This is a genomic window from Vibrio sp. 1069, from assembly GCF_033340555.1.
The window spans coordinates 729552-755684 of the sequence record NZ_JAWOWP010000001.1 but is presented as its reverse complement, the minus strand read 5'-3'; the positions used below and the strand labels follow the sequence as shown (position 1 = coordinate 755684).

The following is a 26133-nucleotide window of genomic DNA, read 5'->3' as shown; positions in this document are numbered from 1 at the left end:
TGGAACGGCTCAGAAGCGCTGACCTTTACGGCCACCGATCCAAGCGGCGAAAGCGTTAGCCAAACGGTGAACTTCACAGTAGCGCCTGTGGCAGACATCGTGGCAGACAACGCGACGGTTGTGGAAGACACGCCAACCATCATCAAGGTCTTAGGTAACGACACGTTCGAAGGCGACGACAAAGTGGTGTCGCTGGATACCAATAACGGTCCAGCCAACGGCACGGTCTCGGTCAACCCGGACGGCAGCGTCACTTACACGCCAAACGACAACTTCCACGGGGCAGACAGCTTCACCTACATCGTTACGTCGGGTGGGGTATCGGAGTCCACCACGGTGAACGTCGATGTCACACCAGTGAACGATGCGCCAGTGGCAAAAGATGACGCGGCAACAACACAAGAAGATACCGCTGTCACGATTGATGTCCTACCAAACGATACTGATATCGATGGCGATACGCTGTCTATCCAATCGGCGTCTGTACCTGAAGCACAAGGTAAAGTCGAAATTGTTGACGGCAAATTGGTGTTCACACCAGCCGAGAACTTCCATGGTGACGCCCAAATCACTTACACCGTTACGGATGGTGCACTGACTGACCAAGCGACGGTCAACGTCACCGTGAATGCGGTGAACGACACGCCTGTGGTTGAAAGCAGCATCGCAGACCAAACCTTGGCAGAAGACTTTACGCCATACATCATCGATCTAAATACTGCCTTCAGTGATGTGGATAACGCCGATGGTGAGTTAACGTTTAGTGTCTCTGGCAACAGCAACATTCAAGTGGCGATCGTCAATGGTATTGCTACGTTCACTCCAACGGCAGACTGGAACGGCTCAGAAGCGCTGACCTTTACGGCCACCGATCCAAGCGGTGAAAGCGTTAGCCAAACGGTGAACTTCACAGTGGCGCCTGTGGCGGACATCGTGGCAGATAAAGCAACGGTCGTGGAAGACACACCAACCATCATTAAGGTCTTAGGTAACGACACGTTCGAAGGCGACGACAAAGTGGTGTCGCTGGATAGCAATAACGGCCCAGCTAACGGCACGGTCTCCGTCAACCCGGACGGCAGCGTCACTTACACGCCAAACGACAACTACCACGGGGCAGACAGCTTCACGTACATCGTTACATCGGGCGGGGTATCGGAGTCCACCACGGTGAACGTCGATGTCACACCAGTCAATGACGCGCCAGTGGCAAAAGATGATACCGCTGTTACTGACGAAGACACGCCAGTGACAATTGATGTCCTACCAAACGACACCGATATTGATGGCGATACGCTGTCTATCCAATCGGCGTCTGTGTCGAGTAACCAAGGTACAGTTGAGATTGTTGATGGCAAACTGGTCTTCACACCGGCCGAGAACTTCAATGGTGATGCCGAAATCACTTACACCATCACCGATGGTTCGCTGACTGACCAAGCGAAAGTAGCCGTTACCGTTAATCCAGTGAACGATGCACCAACGATCAAGGTCGATGCTGTAGAAAGTATCACTGAAGACGCAGTGAGTACCGATACGATAGTGGCAACGTTGGAAGTCGCTGATACCGATACGCCAGAAGAGCAATTAACCGTTTCTTTAGAAAACAACTCAAACGGCTACTTTGCGTTAGTTGGCGATGAAGTCAAACTGACTCAAGCGGGTGTTGACGCGGTTAACAACGACGAACTCAACCTTAAAGACCTAACGATCAGCGCATCAGTATCGGATGGTGTTAATCCAACGGTTAGCGACAGTGATAGTTTGATTGTGAATCGCGTTAACGATGCACCAACAGTCGACAATGTGATTTCAGATCAAGTGTTAGCAGAAGATTTTACGATCTACACGATTGATTTAAACGACGCATTTAAAGACAGCGACTCGGCACTGAACTTCTCAGTGTCCGGCAACAACAACGTGTTGGTTTCGATTGAAAATGGCATTGCGACCATTAGCCCAACGGCAGACTGGAACGGCTCAGAAGCGTTGACCTTTACTGCTACCGATCCAAGCGGTGAAAGTGTCAGCCAAACGGTGAACTTCACGGTAGCGCCTGTGGCGGACATCGTGGCAGATAAAGCGACGGTTGTGGAAGACACACCAACCATCATTAAGGTTTTAGGTAACGACACGTTCGAAGGCGACGACAAAGTGGTGTCGCTGGATACCAATAACGGTCCAGCGAACGGCACGGTCTCGGTCAACCCGGATGGCAGCGTCACTTACACGCCGAATGACAACTACCATGGGGCTGACAGCTTCACCTACATCGTTACCTCGGGTGGGGTATCGGAGTCCACCACGGTGAACGTCGATGTCACACCAGTCAATGACGCGCCAGTGGCAAAAGATGATACCGCTGTTACTGACGAAGACACGCCAGTGACAATTGATGTCCTACCAAACGACACCGATATTGATGGCGATACGCTGTCTATCCAATCAGCGTCTGTGCCGAGTGAGCAAGGGACAGTCGAGATTGTTGATGGTAAGTTGGTGTTCACACCGGCTGAGAACTTCCATGGTGACGCCGAAATCACTTACACCATCACCGATGGTGCACTGACTGACCAAGCGACGGTCAACGTCACCGTGAATGCGGTGAACGACACGCCTGTGGTTGAAAGCAGCATTGCAGACCAAACCTTGGCGGAAGATTTCACCCCATACAGCATCGATCTAAATACTGCTTTCAGCGATGTGGATAACGTGGATGGCGAGTTAACGTTTAGCGTCTCTGGCAACAGCAACGTGTTGGTGTCGATTGAAAATGGCATCGCGACCATTAGCCCAACGGCAGACTGGAACGGCTCAGAAGCGTTGACCTTTACGGCTACCGATCCAAGCGGCGAAAGCGTTAGCCAAACGGTGAACTTCACCGTAGCGCCAGTGGCGGACATCGTGGCAGATAAAGCGACGGTTGTGGAAGATACGCCAACCATCATTAAGGTCTTAGATAACGACACGTTCGAAGGCGACGACAAAGTGGTGTCGCTCGATACCAATCACGGTCCAGCCAACGGCACGGTCTCGGTCAACCCGGATGGCAGCGTCACTTACACGCCAAACGACAACTTCCACGGTACAGACAGCTTCACGTACATCGTTACCTCCGGTGGGGTATCGGAATTCACCACGGTGAACGTCGATGTGACGCCAGTGAATGACGCGCCAGTGGCAAAAGATGATACCGCTGTCACTGACGAAGACACGCCAGTGACGATTGATGTCCTACCAAACGATACTGACATCGATGGTGATACGTTAAGCATTGATTCGGCGTCTGTGCCGAGTGACCAAGGGACAGTTGAAATTGTTGACGGCAAGTTGGTGTTCACACCGGCTGAGAACTTCCATGGTGACGCTGAAATCACTTACACCGTTACCGATGGTGCACTGACTGACCAAGCGACGGTCAACGTCACCGTGAATGCGGTGAACGACACGCCTGTGGTTGAAAGTAGCATTGCAGACCAAACCTTGGCGGAAGATTTTACGCCATACAGCATCAATCTGAATACCGCTTTCAGCGATGTGGATAACGTGGATGGCGAGTTAACGTTTAGCATCTCTGGCAACAGCAACATTCAAGTGGCGATCGTCAATGGGATTGCTACGTTCACTCCAACGGCAGACTGGAACGGCTCAGAAGCGCTGACGTTTACGGCTACCGATCCAAGCGGCGAGAGCGTTAGCCAAACGGTGAACTTCACAGTAGCGCCAGTGGCGGATATCGTGGCAGATAAAGCGACGGTTGTGGAAGATACGCCAACCATCATTAAGGTCTTAGAGAACGACACGTTCGAAGGCGACGACAAAGTGGTGTCGCTGGATACCAATAACGGTCCAGCTAACGGCACGGTCTCGGTCAACCCGGATGGCAGCGTCACTTACACGCCAAACGACAACTTCCACGGCACAGACAGCTTCACCTACATCGTTACGTCAGGTGGGGTGTCAGAGTCCACCACGGTGAACGTCGATGTGACGCCAGTGAACGATGCGCCAGTGGCGACCAATGACAATGCCGTTACTGACGAAGACACGCCAGTGACGATTGATGTCCTGCCAAACGACACCGATATTGATGGTGATAAGCTGTCGATTGAATCGGCTTCCGTACCTGAAACACAAGGCACAGTTGAGATCGTTGATGGCAAACTGGTCTTCACACCGGCTGAGAACTTCCATGGTGACGCCGAAATCACTTACACCATCACTGATGGTTCGCTGACTGACCAAGCGAAAGTAGCTGTTACCGTTAACCCAGTAAACGATGCGCCAACGATCAAGGTCGATGCTGTAGAAAGTATCACTGAAGATGCAGTGAATACCGATACGGTAGTGGCAACGTTGGAAGTCGCTGATATCGACACGCCAGAAGAGCAATTAACCGTTTCTTTAGAAAACAACTCAAACGGCTACTTTGCGCTAGTTGGCGATGAAGTCAAACTGACTCAAGCGGGTGTTGACGCGGTTAACAACGACGAACTCAACCTTAAAGACCTAACGATCAGCGCATCAGTATCGGATGGTGTTAATCCAACGGTTAGCGACAGTGATAGTTTGATTGTGAATCGCGTTAACGATGCACCAACAGTCGACAATGTGATTTCAGATCAAGTGTTAGCAGAAGATTTTACGATCTACACGATTGATTTAAACGACGCATTTAAAGACAGCGACTCCGCACTGAACTTCTCAGTGTCCGGCAACAGCAACGTGTTGGTGTCGATTGAAAATGGCATCGCGACCATTAGCCCAACTGCGGACTGGAACGGCTCAGAAACCCTAACCTTTACCGCCACCGATCCAAGCGTTGAAAGCGTTAGTCAAACGGTGAACTTCACAGTAGCGCCTGTGGCAGACATCGTGGCAGACAACGCGACGGTTGTGGAAGATACGCCAACCATCATTAAGGTCTTAGATAACGACACGTTCGAAGGCGACGACAAAGTGGTGTCGCTGGATACCAATAACGGACCAGCTAACGGCACGGTCTCGGTCAACCCGGATGGCAGTGTAACCTACACGCCAAACGACAACTACCACGGGACAGACAGCTTTATCTACATCGTTACGTCCGGTGGCGTCAGTGAGTCCACCACGGTGAACGTCGATGTGACGCCAGTCAATGACAAGCCTGACAGTGAGGACTTTACGCATGTGGCCGATGATCAGCTTACGCACGTTGTGTTTGATACCGATACGAAGCCTCTGGGTCGCGGTGACTCTCAAGATCATATCGCGGATGTTGAAGACGACTTAAAAGGCAACGATCTACATGTCCGAATTACTGAACTGCCAACCTCAGGTACGTTGTTCTTTAAAGATAGTGATGGTGAGTTGCACGAAATTAAAGAAGTAAGCGATACGCTTTATGACAAAGACAGCCTTTACTATGAAGCTGATAATGTTGGCTTCTTATTAGGTATCAAAGATCGTCCAAATACGCCTAATGGCTCGGAATCTACAACAGATTTCAATAACTGGGGATTAAGTGAGGATGGTGGTTCATCACATTCCCGTACTGAGCATTTAGCAAATGGAGCTTCTATCACCATTTCTTCTGATAGCGGTGAGCTTGCGCAGTACAACCGCCAGGTGTCACACATCGGCAATGGTATCGCTGACAATGATGGGCAGGGTATTGAGAAAGGTGAAACGATTACGATCGACTTGTCTAATAATCCTGTGGGCAGCGTAAACCTTGGCTTAGATGGATTAGGTGGATTGTTTGATTACGGTGATGACAACGCAGCACTTATTACGGTTACATACTTAGATTCAAATAATGTCCAACAGACTCAAACGTTCGAGTTTTTGAAGCCTGAAGGCAACTTCATGCTATTCCAAGAAACAAGCGTTGGTTATGGGAAAGATCTAGCTCTTCCTGAAGGTTCGGTCATTACTCAGTTAGATTTTTCTACGAAAAATGAAGGTAACTGGGAGTTACGTTATGTAGAAGGTGTTCCTGCCGAAGACAGCTTTGGATATGTTGCAGTCGACTCTGAAAATGGCGTTAGCGATCCATCTACAGTCAATATCGTTAACGAAATGTTAGATGGTAATGTTGCGGAAAACGGGCCAAGTCTGTCTGTGGTCGGTGATAGTGTGACCGAGGGTGACAATATCACGTTCTCGGTTGTTTTAGATGAAGTCACCAGCACTGCTGTTAAGTACCAAGTTGATATGCTTGCTCAAGGTTCTTCAGTTGATAAGAATGACATAAATCTATCGAATGCAACCTACACAAATGGTGTTGTTTTCTTAGGTGGTTACTTGATTGTTCCAGCAGGTATAAGTAGCTTCGAAATATCGATTCCGACTATTGATGACTTGGTTGTGGAAAGCAGCGAAACGGTCGTTCTTGAGCTCGGAGGTGAAACGGGGACGGCAACAGTTCTTGATAATGATAGTACAGAACTTAGCGTAATAGATGCGGGCGATGTAATTGAAGGAACTGACGCAATATTTACCGTTTTACTCTCTAACCCTGTTCAAGAGGCCGTTGTCGTCAATCTGAAGTCAACAACAAATGATCGCTATACTGCGGAAGATGTTGATCTAGGCACTATGGTAGTGACCTATGTGGATACTCATGGTCAAACTCAAACATTAGATATAGCGCCTAATGGAGACGTTACTATACCTCCAGGTGTCGCTGAATTTAAAGTCGCAGTCCCGACCAAACTAGATAATGTCCATGAAGGTGATGAGAGCTTTGGTCTTACGGTTACGGAAATCGGTAGTGTCACCAGTAATGGTATTGCAACTGGTAACGCAAATATTGTGGATTCTGATCCTGCACCTTTAGTTAGTATTAGTGCCGATCAAAATAGCGTAAATGAAGGTGAAACGGCAGGCTTTACGCTGACACTTGATAAAGTTGCAGATGAGAGTGTTACGGTTCATTTCGAATATAGTGGCGTGGCCCAAGATGGAAAAGATTTTGTTGGCGTTCTGAGTGTTGAAGTTCCTGCGGGTCAATCTTCAGCTGCTCTTGACTTACTGACGGTCACCGATGGTATTTATGAGGGCGCAGAATCTTTCACAGTAACCATTAAAGAGGTTGATGGCGCTGATGCGAGCATTGCTTCAAATAACAGCGCAAGTGTTGTGATCGTTGATGCCCAAAGTGCACCGAAAGTGACTATTAGCTCAGATCAATCCTCAGTTGATGAAGGTAGTGATGCAAAATTTATCGTCAACATTGACCAAAAAGCAGATGAAGATGTACTGGTAACATTCACAATCGGAGGGAATGTTGATGACAAAGATTATATTGCTCCAAGTACGTACACAGTCACGATTCCAGCGGGTAAAACGTCGGCGCCGATTGATATAAAAACTCTCGATGATGGTATTTACGAAGATCTTGAAAACCTAACCGTGACTCTAATTGATACGGTTGGTGCAGATTCGACGCTTGCAAGTGACTCGAATGAAGCAACAGTCTCTATTATAGATGCTCAGCACGCTCCAGAGTTTATTTCTGGCGGCGATAGTGCTGGTGACAAACCAAATGATGATGTTTACGACTTCGGGTCAGTTAACGAAAACACGGTGAGTGGGGCCGTTATCGGCACGGTCGTTGCTGAAGATCACGATAATGACGTGCTTGTATACCGCTTTGCAGATGGCTCGAGCACTAATGGTATTTTTGATATCGACCCGACAAGCGGAGAGATTTCATTGAACAAGACAATCGATGATGTTGACTTGGGCGATTATACGCTTCAGGTTGAGGTTATCGATGGAACTGGCGGGATTGATACTGCCGAGGTAAATGTTTCTCTGGTAAATGTGAATGATGCTCCTGAATCTTCGCCTTCAGTGGTTGAGATGAATGAAGATACTCAAGTGATGCTTGATTGGTCATCATTCGGTATTAGCGATGTGGACTCTGATGTATCAGATCTCTCCGTTCAAATTACAACGCTTCCTGGCGATGGCTCATTAGAGTACAGAGATTCGCAAGGCGATTGGCAGTCTGTCCAAATCGATCAAGTGCTTGATAAGCCGCTCTTTGATGAAAACAGTGTTCGTTTTGTACCTGAATTAAATGAGTCTGGCAGTGACAGCTTCGGCGGAAATCAAGTCGGAGACCAGGAGTCTAGTTACGCTCAAATTGGCTTTAAACCAACAGATGGACAGAGTATCGGTCAAGAGTCAACACTGACAATAGACGTAAACCCTATCGCTGATAAACCGAACTTAATCGCAGTGACGCCATTAAACTCATTGCCTCAACAAGAGTTTAACGTTACGACATGGAGTAATGTTCAAGTTGGTTCTAGTGATGGTATGGGGGTCAATGGAGAGACTCTAATCTCAGCGATCAACGCTCTTAATGAAGCCGATGGTACTCGATTGAGTTGGGCAAATGTGGAAGATTTAGGGACTCATGCAACCTTGGCAAATGAGGCCGTTCTAGTCACATCTCTTGTTTATCTCGAAGCTGGCTCGAGTTACGACTTTGTTGGGCAAGCAGATGATAGCCTTGCAATCAAGTTGGGTGGTACGTTACTTGATCAAGCTCGTTGGGGGAGCGACAGTGGTGATATTAAGGGAGCTAGCTTTACCCCTTCGGTATCTGGCTTTTATCCAATTGAAATTTATCACCATAACCAAAGTGGTCCGGGTAACTTTAATGTGGATGTATCCATTAATGGACAAGCGCCTGTCAACCTGAGCAATAGTAGTCTTTACGTAGTTAGTGATGAAAGTGCACTAGAAGCAACTGATATCAGAACGTCTGAACTACAAGAAGTTAATGGTGTTGCGTTTTACGAAACATACCAGCTGAACGAAGGGTTACAAGATACAGCGATACCGCTCTCTGAAATTAAAGCAAGCTTAAATGATACAGATGGCTCTGAATCACTTAAAGTCACGCTAACTGGCTTACCTGTAGGTGCGATCCTTTCAGATGGAAATAGTTCTATTACTGTCGCAACTATTGATGAAGAACTGGACGTGACAAGTTGGGCATTAGATGCACTTACTGTGACTCCACCTGCGGGCTCCCATGATGACTTCACTATCAATTTGACTGCAACGAGTACAGAAAGCTCGAATGGTGATTCAGCAGAATCTAACTTGGTGATCAATGTTGTAGTACATGAGAACTTACCGACGGAAACGGAAAGTGATTTGGGCGAAACCATAGAAGACAATACTCTACAAGGGAATGTATTGCTTAATGACTCTGACGGCGACAATATTCTGATGGTAGATCATCTTACTATCGATGGTGCTGATTACGAGGTAGGCGAAAGTGTTTCTTTGACTAGTGGTACGTTACTAGTAAACCGAGATGGTAGTTACATATTTGAACCTGCTGAGCATTGGTCAGGTGACGTTCCATTAATTAGCTATACCACAAATACTGGCGTAACAAATACACTTGATATCAATGTTGTTGCTATCGCAGATGCACCTACGATCACGATCAATGTTGGCGACTTAGTTAAACGAGATGCTATTGATCCAAACCATCACTTAGCTACATCGGCAATAAATAATACCAATACCGAAAATGAGGCTGTCGCAGCCAACCTTGGGTTGGATAATGCAGTACCTAAAATTAATACACACGCTGGTGTTGTGTTGGGAGTCAATACTGACTTAAGTGACACCGACAGCTTGTTTGTTGGGACAGATTTCAACGATGTATTCTATGGTGGCGGTGGCGATGACGTATTTGTTGGCGGTGGTAACAATGATACGTTTTATGGTGATGACGCGACCAGTCTTACTCTGCATGATGGTAAAGATACAGTTTACTTAACAGGGAACTTTGATGACTACAAAATGACCTTCAAAGACGATCATGGCGGTAAAGTTCCATATTGGATTTTATTAGATAGTCGTTCTATCGATTCGGTAAACGATCATACAGGTAGTGATGACCGAGGTGATCATTTATATGAAATTGAACGCGTTGTTTTTGCAGACAAAATTGTTGATTTGAAACCTGATGGCACTTATGAAGTGCTTCAAGATCGCTGGATTTCGGTCGATGTGGATGTTGATCTAGTTGATGTCGATGGAAGTGAGGATTTAGCGCAGACTGCTCTTGTACAAGATCTACCAGACGGTGTTGACGTGTATGTTGATGGGCTCGCAATTAAGCAAGATTCAAATGGAGATTACCCTGTCACTCTTGGTACAGATGGTAAGCTTTCCCTGGATATCAGAGTGCCATTCGATTATGAAGGCAGCTTAGAGTTCCCGCTAAGCGTTACTGCTACGTCTGTTGAAGGATCAAATAATGACGCAGCTTCAACAACTGAATCCGTTGAGCTTACAGCTCGTGACTATGTGTTGGAGTCGGGATCACATGGGAATGATCAGATAACGGGTAGTGACGATCACGATATTATTGTTGGTGATGTTCAAGGATTGGAGATCATTGCAGGTCAGGACTACAACATCGCATTTGTTCTGGATACTTCAGGGAGCATGGGTAACTGGGTAGGAACTGCGAAGCAAGAAGTGCTAGACGTGTTTGATGAGCTGTTAAGTGCGGTAAATCAAGGAGAGAAGCCAGGGACAGTGAATATTCACCTTAGTGAATTTGCTTCAAGTGCATCAGCGGTGATTTCTGTTGACTTGAGTTCTCTTACAGCAAGAAAAGAGTTTGTAGAAGAGTTGAATCGTGTAATTGATGATGAGGGTTCTGGCGGCACAAACTATGAGGCGGGCTTACAGTCGGCCGTTGAATGGTTCAGCAGTCAACCTAACCCTAATGGCCAAAATATCACGTACTTTGTTACGGATGGTCAACCAAATAGAGCAACATACCTCTATGGTGTAGCACCGAGTGAATTCTCGAAAGTGATTTTGGACGTCGATAATTCTGGCAAGCTTGTTACCCTGCAAGATATTGCGAGTAAAAACAATTACTCATACGGACAAACAGTTACCTACAAAGGTGATGTCGTTATAGATAGTTACGGTAAGGTTTATTCACCGCTAACAGGAAGAATCCTTGGCGATATCGACAGATATTATGGCTCTATCCGTTATTACGATGAAGGGAATAGCTCGACACAAGCTCAACACATGTATCAAGTACTAGCGGCATTGTCCTCTATAGAAGCGATAGGTCTTGGGAGTGGCGTTGATGAACATACACTCAAGCAGTATGACACTGATGGTGTGGTAGAGTCAGATATTGATGTTACTAAGCTTGCTGAAACGATATTGGGTCAAGATGTACCTCTCAAACAAGGTTCAGACACTATTCAAGGAGGTGAAGGTAACGATATCTTGTTAGGTGACTTAATTGAGTTTGGTGGTAATGAACAAGGCTTAAGTGCGATTCAATCACATGTGGCGCAGCAAACGGGTCAGGATGTGTCTACCGTTGACGGCGAAGATATACATGAGTACGTTAGAAATAACTTGGAAGAATTCAACCAAACTCACCAAGGAGATAAATCGGATAATTTATATGGCGGCGCTGGTGATGACTTACTATTTGGTCATGGTGGCAACGACATACTCGTTGGTGGTGAAGGGGATGATATTCTGATTGGTGGTTTAGGTAGTGATACTTTAACAGGGTCAGAAGGGGCCGACATCTTTAAGTGGAGTGAAGTCACTAACGATGTTGATACTGTCACTGACTTCAATAAAATTGAAGACGCTCTAGACTTCTCAGATCTGTTTGACGACTTATCTAAAGATGAAATTGGAGAGCTTCTTAATGATCTTCAATCAGGTGATCATACTGGTGATGTCGGAGAGTATCATGTAGAAGTGGCACCAGACGGGGGATCTGAGGCAAACCTGAGTATTACAAAAGGGAGCTCGACATTGGACATCCATTTTGACGGTGCAAGTGTTGATGATGTGACTCAAAGCTTAATTGCGAGTTTAGAAGCTCAGTACAAAGACATGTAGTAGCGCTAAACTGTAGTCAAATTTAAAATCAAAAAAGGTCTAGCAATTTGCTAGACCTTTTATTTTTACGGTCTGTTTATTGTTGTGCTAGCTTTTTGGAAGTGTTGTGAAAACGGTCCATTCTTTCTTCACTTCACCCTTGTGGCCAATCACTGTTGCGGTTACTCGACGGTTCAATGCGTGACTAACTTGGTCTGTACCTTGTGTCGCAAGTACTGTGTCTCCATAGCCGACAATGGTAACTCTATCTCCACTAATGCCATTCTTCATGAGCTCTTTTCTAACGTTTTCAGCGCGGCGCTTAGATAGGTCAAGATTATGTTCTGCAGTACCAGTGCGACTAGCATAACCTTGAATCTCTATAGACGTGTTCGGGTACTCTTTCAAAAAGTCGGATAGTTCAAGAATTTGTTGCGTAAAGATAGGGTTGATCACATCGGAATCGTTCGCAAATAGTACTCGAATTTGCATTTCTTGTGAGGAGTCAACGTACGAACCACAACCGTCGTTGTCTATTTCGGCACCCAAAGGTGTACCCGGGCACAAATCTCGCTCGTTAATGACTCCGTCAGAGTCATCATCTATATGATCAGCCCACTGATCGGCAATTGGGGTATCTATGTAATCATATTCATCACCACGATCTGATGAACTGCATGCGGAGAGCATTAATGAGAGTGTAATAAAAGCTATGTGTTTCATAATTAATACTCCACTTCTTCTAGCCATTCTTTAGGCATTTCAACCCTTAATGCACTCAACAGTTGCCCAGTTGCGTTCATCACTCGATATTTGGCGTACTGCTCTGCGTATTTAGAATCTAAGTAGTCTTTACGCGCCTCAAAGAGCTCGTTTTCAGTGTTCAATAGATCAAGCAGTGTTCGTTTACCGATGCGATATTGCTTCTCGTAAGCAATTACGGTCTCAGACGCAGAGTCTACATGATCTGATAGAAACTCTTTTTGTTGTAATGTTAAATCAAGCGCACTCCAAGAAAGCCTTAACCCTTCTTCAACATTGCGATAGGCACCTTCACGCAAGTCTTTTGCTTTATTTAGCTGGTAGGCGAAGTTTTCTGAGTTCGCTGCATCACTGCCGCCATTGAATAGGTTGTAGCGTAGACGCAGCATGGCAAGTGTCTCATCACTTCGACCTTTTAAACCATCAGCGTCGTCACGCCATGTTTGCGAAGCTTCAATGGAAATGGTTGGGTAATTAACACCTTTAGACTGTTTGTATTGAAACTTAGCCGAGTCTACGTCTGCGAGCGCCACTTGAATAACGGGATGAAGTTCAAATGCCAAGCCTACCGCTTCATCAACCGTGTACGGGATAAAGTTTTGGTCCGCTCTCGGAAAGATTAACCCTTGTGGTGTTTGACCGACTAAACGAGTGAACATCGTGTGAGAGTCATACAGGTTATTTTGAGCAGCAGCTAAGTTTCCGTGTGCTTTTGCCAAACGTGCTTCTACCTGCGTCAAGTCAGCAGTAGAGCCGATACCCGAGTTGACTCGTTTTTTAATATCATCGTAAATATCTTTATGAACAGCAAGGTTGTTTTCTGAAAGCTTTAGGACTTCATACGCTTTAACAGCGTCCAAGTACACTTTAGTCACTTCAAGTGCCTTATCTGAAGCATCTGCTAAGAGTTGAAATCTAACAGATTCAGCATCAGCTGCGGTTCGATCAATATCATTTAACGTAGCGCTACCATCCCATATTAGTTGGGTCAGTGTCACTGAAGCTTCCTTTCGAGTGTAATCCGTGTCGCCTCGACCAACTTCATCTGACGGGTCTAATCCTTCATATCCAATTCCAGCATCTAGATCAACAGAGGGGAGGTAAGCACCTGATGAAGCTTCATTTATGTACTTCTGGCTCATAAACTCGTTAAATGCACTTTTAATATCGGGGTTATTTTGTAGCGTCTGTGCAACCGCTTGCTCTAGAGTTTGACCGAAAACTGGTGAAGACACTATTAAGCAACAGCAGGCTATATGTACTCGATTCCATCTCACGTTAGTTCTCCTAAAATCATGTCGCTCTTATTCTGTTTCATATTTGAGACGAGAAGTTACAAACAATGAATTTTCTTAGTGCGTATTATCAACTTGTTGATGTTTAAATGTTTAATTCAATAAAAAACAACAATCTTACTCTCTAAACTCTAGCATACGAGGCAAAGCTTGCTTGGTAAGTGGTCGATTTTTTCGTAGAAAACCTTTTTATCTTAAGAGCATAGCGGAAACTGGTTTAAATGAAGGCAAATTCTTCGGTTATTTTCCTTATTACTCTCAAAAAACTAAATCCTCTTGGAATAAAACGAAAAATTCATATTTTGTCTAAACTATAGACGTGTTTAGTGCAGTAACAAGCCTTTAATTAAACTAATACAAGGATGAAGAGCATGGATCGAGTAGCGTTAAGTTCATTGATGAGCAATGTAGTGGTTATAGGGCTTGATGGGAACCTGAGAAGTCTTGAAAGTGGTCAGCTACCTCAGCCTGGTGAATTAATTATTGAGGAAGTTTCTGATACATCAGAATTAATTGTACAACAGGTAACACCGCAAGGTAGTTCAATTAACGTTACTGATGATGTCACTGCGCTAATCGAGGCTATCGCTAGTGGAGAAGACCCGGCTGCTCTTGGTGAGGATTTTGAGCCAGCTGCTGGTGAGGAAAGTGGTTCTAGCCCCCAAAATACTGGTGCAATAGATCGTACTGGCGCTGAATTGTTGGCTAGTACGAATTTTGAGACCGTCGGTATTGATGGAATCGGACTATCTACAACTCAAGCACTATCTTTGTTGGATCTTTTCAGAGTAATTAATGGCCCTGTACCACCGACTATCTTAGTTCAAGAAATATCTAGTCCGACTATCAACGAAGGTGACCAAGTTGTATTCGATATTACTCTAAGTCAAACAACTGAAGACAATACTGATGTCATTCTTTCTCTCCTTGATGGAACCGCAACAGGCGGCTCAGCTGACGAGAACGGGAGTGACTACGTCAATGAGCGTGTCCTCATAACATTTTCTGATGGTACAACAGAAGAAGTTTCAGTCGGTGAAAGCGGAACCTTTACCATTTCGATCCCACCGGGTGAAAGTGACTTTACGGTCTCTATAGACTCTATTGACGACTCTGTATTTGAAGGCCCAGAAACGTTTACGCTCTCTGGCACGACAGAAGAACAAAGCACACCTGTTACTGGGACTGCCACTATTTTAGATGATGGTAGTGGACCTGGCTCAAATCCTGATGATGATCGCCCAGCGGTAACGATGAGTGATGCAGGTACGGTTAATGAGGGTGAGACAGCGAACTTCAAAGTGACGCTGTCGAATGCCTCCGAGTCCACTGTTCAAGTCGAGCTAGGCCTGAACTTAGGTGACACCGAAGTTGGAGACTTAGGCACCTTAGAATACAACACAGGCTCCGGTTGGGTTGCAGTGCCAAACGATGGCGTAGTAACGGTGCCAGCGGGGCAAACCGAGTTTGATGTGCGTATCGCTTCCATTGATGACGCCGTTTATGAAGGCCCTGAAGATTTCAGCGTGACAGTAACCGGCATTGGCGCAGTGCAAGGCAGCGATACCGGTACGGCAACGATAGTGGATGACGGCAGTGGTCCGGGCCCTGATCCGGATGATGACCGTCCAAGCGTGACTATTTCAGACGCTGGCACCATCAATGAGGGTGAGACAGCGAACTTCAAAGTGACGCTGTCGAATGCCTCCGAGTCCACTGTTCAAGTCGAGCTAGGCCTGAACTTAGGTGACACCGAAGTTGGAGACTTAGGCACCCTAGAATACAACACGGGAAGTGGTTGGGTTGCAGTGCCAAACGATGGCGTAGTAACGGTGCCAGCAGGGCAAACTGAGTTTGATGTGCGCATCGCTTCTGTTGATGACGCCGTTTACGAAGGCCCTGAAGATTTCAGTGTGACAGTAACCGGCATTGGCGCAGTACAAGGCAGCGATACGGGGACGGCGACGATCGTGGACGATGGCACTGGGCCAGGCCCCGATCCGGATGATGACCGCCCGAATGTGACTATTTCAGATGCTGGCACCATCAATGAGGGTGAGACAGCCAACTTCAAAGTGACGTTGTCGAATGCCTCCGAGTCCACTGTTCAAGTCGAGCTAGGCCTGAACTTGGGCGATACCGAAACCGGTGACTTAGGTACCTTGGAATACAACACAGGCTCCGGTTGGGTTGCAGTGCCAAACGATGGCGTAGTAACGGTGCCAGCGGGGCAAACCGAGTTTGATGTGCGTATCGCTTCCATTGATGATGCTGTTTATGAAGGTCCAGAAGATTTCAGCGTGACGGTGACTGGCATTGGCGCAGTGCAAGGCAGCGATACGGGAACGGCAACGATAGTGGACGACGGCACGGGTCCAGGCTCTGATCCGGATGATGACCGTCCAAGCGTGACAATTTCAGACGCTGGCACCATCAATGAGGGGGATACGGCGAACTTCAAAGTGACGCTGTCGAATGCCTCCGAGTCCACTGTTCAAGTCGAGCTAGGCCTGAACTTAGGTGACACCGAAGTTGGAGACTTAGGCACCTTAGAATACAACACCGGAACCGGTTGGGTTGCAGTACCAAACGATGGCGTAGTAACGGTGCCAGCGGGGCAAACTGAGTTTGATGTGCGTATTGCTTCCATTGATGACGCGGTGTACGAAGGCCCAGAAGATTTCAGCGTGACGGTGACTGGCATTGGGGCGGTGCAAGGTAGCGATACCGGTACGGCAACGATAGTGGATGACGGCACGGGTCCAGGACCTGATCCGGATGATGACCGTCCAAGCGTGACTATTACCGATGCTGGCACCATTAATGAGGGTGAGACAGCCAACTTCAAAGTGACGCTATCGAATGCCTCCGAGTCTACAGTTCAAATCGAGCTAGGCCTCAACTTGGGTGACACCGAAGTTGGAGATTTGGGCACCTTAGAATACAACACAGGCTCCGGTTGGGTTGCAGTGCCAAACGATGGCATTGTGACCGTTTCTGCTGGGCAAACTGAGTTTGATGTGCGTATCGCTTCCATTGATGACGCGGTGTACGAAGGCCCTGAAGATTTCAGCGTGACGGTGACTGGCATTGGGGCGGTGCAAGGCAGCGATACGGGTACGGCAACGATAGTGGATGATGGTACGGGTCCGGGCCCCGATCCGGATGATGACCGTCCAAGCGTGACTATTTCAGATGCTGGCACCATCAATGAGGGGGATACAGCCAACTTCAAAGTGACGTTGTCGAACGCCTCTGAGTCCACTGTTCAAGTCGAGCTAGGCCTGAACTTAGGTGACACCGAAGTTGGAGACTTAGGCACCTTAGAATACAACACAGGCTCCGGTTGGGTTGCAGTGCCAAACGATGGCGTAGTAACGGTGCCAGCGGGGCAAACTGAGTTTGATGTGCGTATTGCTTCCATTGATGACGCGGTGTACGAAGGCCCAGAAGATTTCAGTGTGACGGTGACTGGCATTGGGGCGGTGCAAGGCAGCGTTACGGGGACAGCAACGATAGTGGATGACGGTACGGGTCCAGGCCCCGATCCGGATGATGACCGTCCAAGCGTGACTATTTCAGATGCTGGCACCATCAATGAGGGGGATACGGCGAACTTCAAAGTGACGCTGTCGAATGCCTCCGAGTCCACTGTTCAAGTCGAGCTAGGCCTGAACTTAGGTGACACCGAAGTTGGAGACTTAGGCACCTTAGAATACAACACAGGCTCCGGTTGGGTTGCAGTGCCAAACGATGGCGTAGTAACGGTGCCAGCGGGGCAAACTGAGTTTGATGTGCGTATTGCTTCCATTGATGACGCGGTGTACGAAGGCCCAGAAGATTTCAGCGTGACGGTGACTGGCATTGGCGCAGTACAAGGCAGCGATACCGGTACGGCAACGATTGTGGATGACGGCACGGGTCCGGGCCCTGATCCGGATGATGACCGTCCAAGCGTGACTATTTCAGACGCTGGCACCATCAATGAGGGTGAGACAGCGAACTTCAAAGTGACGCTGTCGAATGCCTCCGAGTCCACTGTTCAAGTCGAGCTAGGCCTGAACTTAGGTGACACCGAAGTTGGAGACTTAGGCACCTTAGAATACAACACAGGCTCCGGTTGGGTTGCAGTGCCAAACGATGGCGTAGTAACCGTGCCAGCAGGGCAAACTGAGTTTGATGTGCGTATTGCTTCCATTGATGATGCTGTTTATGAAGGTCCAGAAGATTTCAGTGTGACGGTAACCGGCATTGGCGCAGTACAAGGCAGCGATACCGGTACGGCAACGATTGTGGATGACGGCAGTGGCCCGGGTCCCGATCCGGATGATGATCGTCCAAGCGTGACTATTACGGATGCTGGCACCATCAATGAGGGGGATACGGCGAACTTCAAAGTCACTTTATCGAACGCGTCTGAAGCGGAAACGCAAGTGGAGCTGGGTCTTAATCTCGGCGATACCGAAGCCGGTGACTTAGGCACCTTAGAATACAACACCGGAAGCGGTTGGGTTGCAGTACCAAACGATGGTGTGGTGACCGTGCCAGCAGGGCAAACTGAGTTTGATGTGCGTATTGCTTCCATTGATGACGCCGTTTATGAAGGTCCAGAAGATTTCAGTGTCACGGTGACTGGCATTGGCGCAGTGCAAGGCAGCGATACCGGTACGGCGACGATTGTGGATGACGGCAGTGGCCCGGGTCCCGATCCGGATGATGATCGTCCAAGCGTGACTATTACGGATGCTGGCACCATCAATGAGGGGGATACGGCGAACTTCAAAGTCACTTTATCGAACGCGTCTGAAGCGGAAACGCAAGTGGAGCTGGGTCTTAATCTCGGCGATACCGAAGCCGGTGACTTAGGTACCTTGGAATACAACACCGGAAGCGGTTGGGTTGCAGTACCAAACGATGGCGTAGTAACGGTGCCAGCAGGGCAAACTGAGTTTGATGTGCGTATCGCTTCCATTGATGATGCGGTGTACGAAGGCCCTGAAGATTTCAGTGTGACGGTGACTGGCATTGGCGCAGTGCAAGGCAGCGATACGGGAACGGCAACGATAGTGGACGACGGCACGGGTCCAGGCTCTGATCCGGATGATGACCGTCCAAGCGTGACAATTTCAGATGCTGGCACCATTAATGAGGGTGACACAGCGAACTTCAAAGTCACTTTATCGAACGCGTCTGAAGCGGAAACGCAAGTGGAATTGGGTCTTAATCTTGGCGATACCGAAGTTGGAGATTTGGGCACCCTAGAATACAACACGGGAAGCGGTTGGGTTGCAGTGCCAAACGATGGCGTAGTAACGGTGCCAGCGGGGCAAACTGAGTTTGATGTGCGCATTGCTTCTATTGATGACGCCGTTTATGAAGGCCCTGAAGATTTCAGTGTCACGGTGACTGGCATTGGCGCAGTGCAAGGCAGCGATACAGGTACGGCGACGATTGTGGATGACGGCAGTGGCCCGGGTCCCGATCCGGATGATGATCGTCCAAGCGTGACTATTACGGATGCTGGCACCATCAATGAGGGGGATACGGCGAACTTCAAAGTCACCTTATCGAACGCGTCTGAAGCGGAAACGAAGGTGGAACTGGGTCTTAATCTTGGCGATACCGAAGTTGGAGATTTGGGCACCTTAGAATACAACACAGGCTCCGGTTGGGTTGCAGTGCCAAACGATGGCGTGGTAACGGTGCCAGCTGGGCAAACCGAATTTGATGTGCGCATTGCTTCCATTGATGACGCCGTTTATGAAGGCCCTGAAGATTTCAGTGTGACAGTAACCGGCATTGGCGCAGTACAAGGCAGTGATACGGGTACGGCAACGATAGTGGACGATGGCACGGGTCCGGGCCCTGATCCGGATGATGACCGTCCAAGCGTGACTATTTCAGACGCTGGCACCATCAATGAGGGTGAGACAGCGAACTTCAAAGTGACGCTGTCGAATGCCTCCGAGTCCACTGTTCAAGTCGAGCTAGGCCTGAACTTAGGTGACACCGAAGTTGGAGACTTAGGCACCTTAGAATACAACACCGGAAGCGGTTGGGTTGCAGTACCAAACGATGGCGTAGTAACGGTGCCAGCGGGGCAAACTGAGTTTGATGTGCGCATTGCTTCTATTGATGACGCCGTTTATGAAGGCCCTGAAGATTTCAGTGTGACGGTAACCGGCATTGGCGCAGTACAAGGCAGCGATACGGGTACGGCAACGATTGTGGATGACGGCAGTGGTCCGGGCCCTGATCCGGATGATGACCGTCCAAGCGTGACTATTTCAGACGCTGGCACCATCAATGAGGGTGAGACAGCGAACTTCAAAGTGACGCTGTCGAATGCCTCCGAGTCCACTGTTCAAGTCGAGCTAGGCCTGAACTTAGGTGACACCGAAGTTGGAGACTTAGGCACCTTAGAATACAACACAGGCTCCGGTTGGGTTGCAGTGCCAAACGGTGGTGTGGTGACCGTGCCAGCAGGGCAAACTGAGTTTGATGTGCGCATTGCTTCTATTGATGACGCGGTGTACGAAGGCCCTGAAGATTTCAGTGTGACAGTAACCGGCATTGCCGCAGTACAAGGCAGCGATACCGGTACGGCGACGATTGTGGATGACGGCAGTGGCCCGGGTCCCGATCCGGATGATGATCGTCCAAGCGTGACTATTACGGATGCTGGCACCATCAATGAGGGGGATACGGCGAACTTCAAAGTCACCTTATCGAACGCGTCTGAAGCGGAAACGCAAGTGGAGCTGGGTCTTAATCTCGGCGATACCGAAGCCGGTGACTTAGGTACCTTGGAATACAACACCGGAAGCGGTTGGGTTGCAGTACCAAACGATGGCGTAGTAACGGTGCCAGCGGGGCAAACCGAGTTTGATGTGCGTATCGCTGCCATTGATGATGCTGTTTATGAAGGCCCTGAAGATTTCAGCGTGACGGTGACTGGCATTGGGGCGGTGCAAGGCAGCGATACGGGAACGGCAACGATTGTGGATGACGGTACGGGTCCAGGCCCCGATCCGGATGATGACCGTCCAAGCGTGACTATTTCAGATGCTGGCACCATTAATGAGGGTGACACAGCGAACTTCAAAGTGACGCTATCGAACGCCTCCGAGTCTACAGTTCAAGTCGAGCTAGGCCTGCACTTAGGTGACACCGAAGTTGGAGACTTAGGCACCTTAGAATACAACACAGGCTCCGGTTGGGTGACAGTGCCAAATGATGGCGTGGTAACGGTGCCAGCTGGGCAAACCGAATTTGATGTGCGTATTGCTTCCATTGATGATGCGGTGTACGAAGGCCCTGAAGATTTCAGTGTGACGGTGACTGGCATTGGCGCAGTGCAAGGCAGCGATACCGGTACGGCGACGATAGTGGATGACGGCACGGGGCCGGGCCCCGATCCAGATGATGACCGTCCAAGCGTGACTATTTCAGATGCTGGCACCATTAATGAGGGTGACACAGCGAACTTCAAAGTGACGCTATCGAACGCGTCTGAAGCGGAAACGCAAGTAGAGTTGGGTCTTAATCTCGGCGATACCGAAGCCGGTGACTTAGGCACCTTAGAATACAACACGGGAAGTGGTTGGGTTGCAGTGCCAAACGATGGCGTAGTAACGGTGCCAGCAGGGCAAACTGAGTTTGATGTGCGTATTGCTTCCATTGATGACGCCGTTTATGAAGACCCAGAAGATTTCAGTGTGACGGTGACTGGCATTGGCGCAGTGCAAGGCAGTGATACCGGTACGGCGACGATAGTGGATGACGGCACGGGGCCAGGCCCCGATCCGGATGATGACCGCCCGAATGTGACTATTACCGATGCTGGCACCATCAATGAGGGTGAGACAGCGAACTTCAAAGTGACCTTATCGAACGCCTCTGAGTCTACAGTACAAGTCGAACTAGGCCTGAACTTAGGTGACACCGAAGCCGGTGACTTAGGTACCTTAGAATACAACACGGGAAGCGGTTGGGTTGCAGTGCCAAACGATGGCGTGGTGACGGTGCCGGCGGGGCAAACCGAGTTTGATGTGCGTATTGCTTCCATTGATGACGCGGTGTACGAAGGCCCAGAAGATTTCAGCGTGACGGTGACTGGCATTGGCGCAGTGCAAGGCAGCGATACGGGTACGGCAACGATAGTGGATGATGGCAGTGGTCCGGGCCCTGATCCGGATGATGACCGTCCAAGCGTGACTATTTCAGACGCTGGCACCATTAATGAGGGTGAGACAGCGAATTTCAAAGTGACGTTGTCGAATGCCTCCGAGTCTACAGTTCAAGTCGAGCTAGGCCTGCACTTAGGTGACACCGAAGTTGGAGACTTAGGCACCTTAGAATACAACACAGGCTCCGGTTGGGTTGCAGTGCCAAATGATGGCGTGGTGACGGTGCCGGCGGGGCAAACTGAGTTTGATGTGCGCATCGCTTCCACTGATGACGCCGTTTATGAAGGCCCTGAAGATTTCAGTGTGACGGTGACTGGCATTGGCGCAGTGCAAGGCAGTGATACCGGTACGGCGACGATAGTGGATGACGGCACGGGGCCAGGCCCCGATCCGGATGATGACCGCCCGAATGTGACTATTTCAGACGCTGGTACGATTAATGAGGGTGAGACAGCGAACTTCAAAGTAACGTTGTCGAACGCCGCCGAGTCTACAGTTCAAGTCGAACTAGGCCTGAACTTGGGTGACACCGAAGCCGGTGACTTAGGTACCTTGGAATACAACACCGGAAGTGGTTGGGTGACAGTGCCAAACGATGGTGTGGTGACCGTGCCAGCAGGGCAAACTGAGTTTGATGTGCGTATCGCTTCCATTGATGACGCTGTTTATGAAGGCCCTGAAGATTTCAGCGTGACAGTAACCGGCATTGGCGCAGTACAAGGCAGCGATACCGGTACGGCAACGATTATTGATAATGATGCTCCTCCTTCTATTTCAAATGTTGTGAATGCAGTTGTTTCGGAAGAAGGTTTAGCTAATGGTATCCCTGATAATACAGGATCACCTTCAGACACCACTAACTCCGCAAGTTTCTCAGGAACATTCACAGTTGCCGATCCAGACACGGCGAATGTTTCAGTGGTATTGGCAGGCCCTAACAACCTAACATCAGGAGGGGAGCCTATATCGTGGACGTGGGACAACAGTACTCAAACGCTGACTGCGAAAACTGCTCACCTGAGCGTTGTTGCTACTGTTGTGCTGAGCGAGCCTTCAGCTTCAGGTCAAGGCTCTTGGGACTATACTATTACTCTGTTTGAGCCACTTGATCATCCTGTTAATGATGTGGAAGACATCATCAACTTTGATTTACAGATTTCTGTAAGTGATGGACAAACAACAACATCTCAAAGCTTAAATGTGGCCGTTGAAGATGATTGCCCATACGTGCCTGTTGTTGTTCAACCCGTCGATGTGTCGCTTACTGGTGCACCTAACGTTCTGACAGGGCGCATAGATTTTGCAGGAAGTGAGGCAGACGCAACCAGTCGAACATTTGGGGATGTTGTTGTGACTGCAAACGGTTTTGTGTCTGACGAATCTGTGATGCTGGGAACAGCTGAAATCAATCAATCATCAGAAGGGATTGGCGTTAAAAGTTCTGGTAACAACGGCTTCCAATTAGAAAACGAAGTCGATTATCGATTCGCGGGTAATGAGGGTGTATCAGAGCAGTTAATCATAGACTTAGGCAATAAAGTTGCTTACGGAGCAGAAATAGAATTTGAGAAAATGTTTGGTGGTGAACTTGAGAAAGGAATCGCATCTTTTTATAGAGATGGTGTATTAATTGCTCAGCAATCGTTCAGCTCTGACGCAAGCAGTGGTGATTACGCGGCAAATTTCAATGTTCAACAGGGAGGCTTTGATAAAATCATCCTCGAGGCGACCAGTAATGGCAATGGCCCGGATACTGAAGACAACAGTGACTTTACCGTTAAATCAATAACCTTTACAGGTGCGTACTCTGGCGTGCCAATTGCTAGTGCGGATGGGAACCTCGGTGCTGTATATGGAGCTGATGGCCCTGGTTCTATAGTCTTAAATGGAGGTGAGGCTGGTTTAGAGACTCTAGATGGTAAAGACGTGTTGATATACGTCGATCCACAAAACTCTAATAGACTGATTGCAGAGGCTGATGGAGAGCTTGCATTCGAAGTTCAACTTACACCTAGCACTGGAAAATGGGAGTTCTTCCAATACTTACCTTTGACCTCACCTTATGGCGATGGGGATATCGATTTTAACTACACGATTACTGATAATGATGGAGACAGTAAAACGGGGTACTTTTCTGTCAACCCTTACGCCCCACCAATCGTAGAAGGTGTAACTCTAAACGTTTCTGAGGAAGGCTTAAGCAACGCCATTGCTGATGACTCTGCTCTAAACGGCTTTGATGACACAACTGAATCGAGTACTGATGTAGAACAATTGACGCTGGGTCAAACCGTTGATTCTGTTACGCTCAGTGAACCATCTACAGCTCTTACTAGTAACGGTATCTCTGTAACGTGGACGTTATCAAATAACGACCAAATGCTTATCGGTTCAGCGAACGGTGAAGAGGTTATCAAAATATCAGTCAATGATACTGGAGTGGTATCTACGGAGCTTCTTGGTCCGATTGATCACTCCAACCCATCTGGAGAAGACACCTTAAATATTGAGGTGCCTGTGCTTGTCTCGAATGCTCGTGGTCTTACTAACTCCACAACGGTCAACGTTATTGTGGAAGATGACTCACCAGATTCTGCATCTATTATTCACGATGTAGTTGCAGAAACTAAAGAAAGTGCCAACGTTCAGCTCATAATGGATGTCTCGGGTTCTATGCGAACGGATAATCGCTTGCAGATAATGAAAGATTCGGCAACTCAGTTATTGAATCAATATGAGTCTATCGGTCAAACGCGAGTTCAAATTATTACTTATAGCAGTACAGCATCCACTTACGCTATAGGTGCTGCGACGTGGCTGACGGTCGAGGAGGCCAAAGCGTATATTGAGACGCTAACTGCGGGTGGCGCGACTAACTATAACAACGCGCTAAATGAAGCAAAACAGTCATGGGATGATGTAGGTAAGTTAACCAGTGCGTCGAATGTTAGTTACTTCTTGTCAGATGGTCAGCCAAACCCTGCGTCATCATTTATAAACGACGCTCGCGAGCAGAGTTGGATTGATCACCTAACCGATCCTGATAATCAGATAACAGCCCTAGCGTATGGTATGGGCGTTAATCTTATGCCGGAGCAATTAGATCGCGTAGCATATGATGGCTTTTTGAATCAAGACCTTGATGGTGTTGTGGTTCCTGACGTAACTCAATTACCTCCGGTTATGTTGCAGTCAGTGATTCAACCTGTTGGGGGGAACTTGATGTATACCACTTCTCCAGATACAGGTATTGGGGCAGATGGTGGTTATATTAGCGAAATAGAACATGACGGTGTCACTTATTCGTTTGATGGTACAGACCTAATAGTAACTGACAATAACGATGGTATTTCGCATGCATTTGACGACACAACGATGCAGCTTACTATCTATATCGACAGCAAACATACTCTGGAAATCGACTTAAACGATGGTGCGTATGCATTTTATGGTGCGGTGGGTGATACAGTTGAAACGTTAGACTTCGATTATGTATTGACGGATAACGATGGTGATCAAAGTGAGAACACCCTGCAATTCGTTATTGATGAAAACGGAGGAGTAAATGCTTCAAGTAATGGCTCTGCAAATATTATTGAAGCTGAAGTGGACGTAAGTCATGACATCTTGATCGGTAATGATAACGAGGCAGATGTCTTTAAATGGGTCAACGACTCCTTGGATACAGGAACAGATCTAATTAGAGGTTTTGAGAGAGATTTGGACACCTTAGATCTGAGTGAAGTCGTTGAAGATGCAGGGCACAATACGATAGAAGAACTTCTCAATAGTATTGACTTGAACATTGATGGCGATGACTTATCTCTAGAAATAACCCATAACGATGGAAACTCAATTCAAACTATCGTAATAGAAAACGGGGCGACAGAGTTTAGTGATTTAATCGTGGGAAATGCGGACTTTGAGAGAGATGTGTTATCCGCACTTACTAAGGTTAACTTAGAGCCATAATGAAAAAGGGCCAGTAGGCC

Annotated in this window: 4 protein-coding genes; 2 read left to right on the top strand and 2 right to left on the bottom strand. The window is 48.0% G+C overall.

All coding sequences use genetic code 11. The features are described 5' to 3' along the window. Positions 1-11916 (top strand): tandem-95 repeat protein (locus tag R7040_RS03200; RefSeq protein WP_411978180.1); only part of this gene is annotated, 11916 nt, incomplete at its 5' end. Positions 11917-12003: 87 nt separating this feature from the next. On the opposite strand, the gene R7040_RS03195 is transcribed toward R7040_RS03200, so the two are convergent. Together R7040_RS03195 and R7040_RS03190 are read right to left on the bottom strand one after the other, a co-directional pair. Beyond that, entirely contained in the window at positions 12004-12618 is a 615-nt protein-coding gene (locus R7040_RS03195; protein WP_005377363.1) for an OmpA family protein, read from the bottom strand. Between the two features lie 2 nt (positions 12619-12620). Further along, positions 12621-13934 (bottom strand): TolC family outer membrane protein, encoded by a 1314-nt coding sequence (locus R7040_RS03190; protein ID WP_021707835.1) that lies wholly within the window; start codon positions 13932-13934, stop codon positions 12621-12623. 389 nt (positions 13935-14323) lie between these two features. Here R7040_RS03190 and R7040_RS03185 point away from each other — a divergent pair, with 389 nt between their 5' ends. Beyond that, complete coding sequence (locus R7040_RS03185; protein ID WP_318095371.1) at positions 14324-26113, top strand: Calx-beta domain-containing protein; 11790 nt, start codon at positions 14324-14326, stop codon at positions 26111-26113. The last annotated feature ends 20 nt before the right edge of the window (positions 26114-26133 follow it).